Source organism: Thermodesulfitimonas sp., assembly GCF_052743955.1.
Genome location: NZ_JBRAIN010000105.1, coordinates 2069 through 5542, shown reverse-complemented (window position 1 = coordinate 5542; position 3474 = coordinate 2069). Strand labels below are relative to the sequence as shown.

The following is a 3474-nucleotide window of genomic DNA, read 5'->3' as shown; positions in this document are numbered from 1 at the left end:
CCGCCTTATTACGACAACGTGCCTTATTCTTACCTGTCAGACTTTTTCTATGTATGGCTGAGGCGGACTGTGGGTGATCTATATCCCGACCTTTTCGCCACTCCCCTTACCCCTAAGGCGGAAGAAATCGTGGCTTATTCCCACGGCGAGGGTGGGTTTGAAGGCGGCAAGAAGTTCTTTGAAGAGATGATCACCAAAGCCTTTTCCGAAATCCGCCGGGTGCTCAAGCCTGACGGCATCGCGGTCATCGTCTTCGCCCACAAGACCACCGCCGCCTGGGAGACAGTCATCGGCGCCCTTTTGGATTCCGGTCTCTACCTTACCGCCTCCTGGCCCCTGCATACCGAAATGCAGGCGCGGCTCAGGGCTAAGGAATCTGCAGCCTTAGCATCATCTATTTATATGGTCTGCCGCAAACGAACCAAGAAAGAGACCGCTTACTTCAACGAAATTAAACCGAAGTTGGAGGAGCGTATCCGGGAGAAGCTCGACCAGTTCTGGAACGAGGGGATCGGCGGGAGCGACTTCTTCATCGCCGCCATCGGTCCGGCTTTAGAGGTCTTCGGCCGGTACGAGAGAGTGGAAACTTACGCCGGGGAGCGGGTCTCGGCCAAAGACTTGCTGGAACTGATCCGCAAAACGGTCAGCGAATACGCGCTGGCCAAGATCCTCAAGGACGGAAGCCTGGGCGGGATAGACGCCGCCACCCGGTTTTACCTCCTCTGGCGCTGGACCTTTAACGGGACGCGGGTTCTTTTCGACGAGGCACGCCTGCTGGCTTCCGCCTGCGGCATCGAGCTTGCGCAGCACTGGAACAGCGGGTTCATCAAGAAGGACAAAGAATACGTCAGTGTCTTGGGGCCGCAGGAGCGGGACAGAAAGCTTTTGGAGAAAGAGAAGTTTACGACTATGACGGATGTGCTCCACGCCTGCCTGCTCCTCTGGGAGAAAAACCAGCGCCAGAAGATCACCGCACTCCTGCAGACGACTGGTTACCTCCAGGACAACGCCTTCTGGCGGGTGGCCCAGGCCATCTCGGATGTCCTGCCGGACGGAGATAAAGAAAAGCAATTGCTCCAGGGCTTTCTCTACGGCAGGGAGAGTTACCAGAAAGCCATGAACGGCAGCGGCCAGCAGTCGTTCGGTTTTTAACACGAGGTGATGTTCAGATGATGGTCGTGTTTCTTCCCTGGTGCTCGGTGAAGAGGGAATACACTGCGGACGGGATCAGACTCTTGCCGTATTCTGCCACTGCTCCGATTAACGGGATGGACTCCTCAGAGCGGGAAGCCATCAACAAGCTCCTCGCCATTTACCGGGACCTCCGGGGAAAGCCGGTAAGGCAAGCGGCGCTGATCCAGTACCGGAACAGGCCCCTCACCGCTGACCTGAACGAGGCGGAATGGGAGGAAGTTTCCGAACGGGTGGAACTCATCTGCTTCGCGGCCCTGGCAAACCGTGACCTCCTGGGGGAATTTGGTTTCTATTGCAACCGCGACCATTTTACCTGCTACATCCAAAAGTTCGCGGAAATCCCGCCGAAAAGGGTTGCTTTTGAATCGCCTCGGGGGCGGGGGACTGGTACCTACTCTAGTTTTTACTCCCTTGATGAACTGATCATCACCGTGCCGGAACACGTCCCTTTAAACCAAAAAGGGATCGAGCTTGACGAAGCGCTGCTGAAGGCCCTGCTCAATCTACGGACGAAGTTGGGTTTGGGTAAAGAATGGGACCGGTGGTTGGCTGCGGTGGAGTGCTTCAACTGGGCGAATACTGATAGGATACATTTCCCCTACGCTGTGGAGTGGGTGTTGATGTGCGGGGCTTTTCAGCAAGTCCTGGACGCTGAATCAAAAGCAGACGATGTTGCAGAAAAGTTTGCCGCAGTTCTTCAGCCTTCCCAAGAGGATAACCCCTCGGGCGGCTTCAAGCGAAGCTCTAATAAGTTTAAGAAGGGTCTGCCCTTGAGGCAGAAATGGATGCGAGAATTCTACCGCCTCCGGGGTAATTTAGCCCATGGGTGGTTGCGCCCGAAGCAACCAGATGTTGCCTGGACGAAAGGCGAACACCTCACCCTGGCGCGGTTGGCCTTTCCGTTAGTTGTCAAGGCGCTTTTGGAGAGGGAAGGGCTGTATCAGTTAACGCAAGAAGACAAGACGCGGCTCTCGGCTTTTGAGAAGTTGGCGGGCGCCCCGTTTTTGGACTCCCTCAAAGCAGCGGGGGAAGACCAGGAGAGCGCAGTTGAGAAGATCTGGGAGAGGCGTTTCTTGAACATTACCATTACCATTACCACGAGAAGAAGCATCAGAGTGTTTCAAGAGATATTGTCTCAGGGAGGAGAGAGAGAGAATCAGGATGGTTGACCAGAATGAGGTAATGGTGGCCTTTGAAATCCTCCTCGAAGAGATCGAGGCCGTGGTCGAAGGTTTTCGCCAGGAAGGAGCGGGCGCGCTCAACAGAGGAGATTACGGGGCGGCGCGGGAGATGATCGACCAGGCCGAGAAAGTCACCGATTTTCGGGAGCGGGTTAAGGAACTGAAAGCAGAGTGGGAAAAAAGTTTTCTCAAAGAAGGCAGGAAAGTCACCGCCAGCAAAGGGTTAACCGGGGTTAAGACTAGGCGGTTGGAGCGAGGGCTACGGACTCCTCAAGAGAGTTATCGCCTTCCGATTTTGGAAGCACTGGAAGAATTGGGCGGCTCGGCTTCGGTCAGTGAGGTTTTAGACCGTGTTCACGAAAAGGTGAAGGACCGGCTAACTGAATATGACCAACAACCGCTCCCTGTTTCCGGGGAAATACGCTGGCGCAACGCCGCCATGTGGTGCCGCTACGATATGGTAAGGGAAGGGTTGCTGGCTGCTGAGTCACCACGAGGTATTTGGGAAATTACCCCGGCGGGGAAAGCGGAGCTGTCCCGCTTGCGAGGGGAAGATTGAGAGTGGTTTTTGGTCGACTCAGCGAATTATGGGAGGGATAAAAATGGCCCTACCGGCCTGGTGGCAGGTGACAACACCCCACAGAGACATTCGGGAGAAGTCTTTCAGCGAGGCGGTCTTTGCCGCTGATTTAGGCGATGTCTTAAGCGGAACGGCACCGGAGGAGTACCGCGACCCGCGCCTTTTCTTCGCCAAAACGTATCTGACTGGGGGCTTAAAAAACCTGGCGCGCAACGTGATAGAGCGGCTCACCAGCGGGCGGGGCGACCCGGTGATCCAGCTTCAGACCCCGTTCGGCGGCGGCAAGACCCATGCTCTTATAAGCCTTTATCACTTGGTGAAGTCTTTTTCGGAAGTCAACCATTTAGATCAGGTAAAGGAACTGGCAGCAGGGATCGCCGGATTCTCTGGGGTGCGGGTGGCGGCCTTTGTGGGGACGGCGGCCGATCCGGTCAAAGGAAGGACCCCCTGGGGCGAACTCGCCCACCAGCTTGGCTGCTATGAAATCGTTGCGGACCACGATGAAAAGCGGGTGGCGCC

General features: G+C 55.9%; 2 protein-coding genes and 2 pseudogenes. All 4 read left to right on the top strand.

Annotated elements, in window-relative coordinates:
- Window positions 1-1152, top strand: a pseudogene (locus ACUVTA_RS08285) (DUF1156 domain-containing protein); the annotation flags it as partial.
- A gap of 17 nt (window positions 1153-1169) precedes the next feature.
- Entirely contained in the window at window positions 1170-2363 is a 1194-nt protein-coding gene (locus tag ACUVTA_RS08280; protein WP_445952477.1) for a hypothetical protein, read from the top strand.
- Window positions 2356-2934 (top strand): winged helix-turn-helix domain-containing protein, encoded by a 579-nt coding sequence (locus tag ACUVTA_RS08275; protein WP_445952476.1) that lies wholly within the window; start codon window positions 2356-2358, stop codon window positions 2932-2934. Before ACUVTA_RS08280 ends, ACUVTA_RS08275 begins: the two co-directional genes overlap by 8 nt.
- A gap of 43 nt (window positions 2935-2977) precedes the next feature.
- Window positions 2978-3474 (top strand): annotated as a pseudogene (locus ACUVTA_RS08270) (ATPase); the annotation flags it as partial.

Bases quoted from the DNA above. Each gene is read 5' to 3' on its own strand.
- ACUVTA_RS08275 (WP_445952476.1), top strand. From the start codon at position 2,356: ATGGTTGACCAGAATGAGGTAATGGTGGCCTTTGAAATCCTCCTCGAA.
- ACUVTA_RS08280 (WP_445952477.1), top strand. From the start codon at position 1,170: ATGATGGTCGTGTTTCTTCCCTGGTGCTCGGTGAAGAGGGAATACACT.